The organism is Pseudomonas sp. NPDC096950, assembly GCF_044762525.1.
In the GTDB taxonomy this organism is placed as follows: Bacteria; Pseudomonadota; Gammaproteobacteria; order Pseudomonadales; family Pseudomonadaceae; genus Aquipseudomonas.
In genome coordinates, this window is record NZ_JBIWEL010000040.1 from 1 (window position 1) to 258 (window position 258).

Annotated in this window: 1 protein-coding gene; it reads right to left on the bottom strand. The window is 59.3% G+C overall.

The window, feature by feature from the left end:
* The coding region (locus tag ACIQY3_RS33215) for a hypothetical protein (RefSeq protein ID WP_403028771.1) at nucleotides 1–258 on the bottom strand (258 nt) is incomplete at both ends.

Consider the following 258-nt stretch of genomic DNA (forward strand, 5'->3'; position numbering starts at 1 on the left):
CACCAGACTTTCTGCTTGCCTTCAGGGATGAAGCCACGGGCTTCCAGGTACTTCATGAAGCGTGCCTGGTAGATCGCCTGGATCGGACCCAGACCCATGGATACGGTCGGGAACTGCCAGAAATCAGGCATCAGCCACGGGTGCGGATAGGACGACAGGCCGTGACCATCGACTTCCTGGCGGAAGTTGTTCATTTGGTCTTCGGTGATGCGACCTTCCATGAACGCACGGGCGTAGACGCCTGGCGAGGTGTGGCCC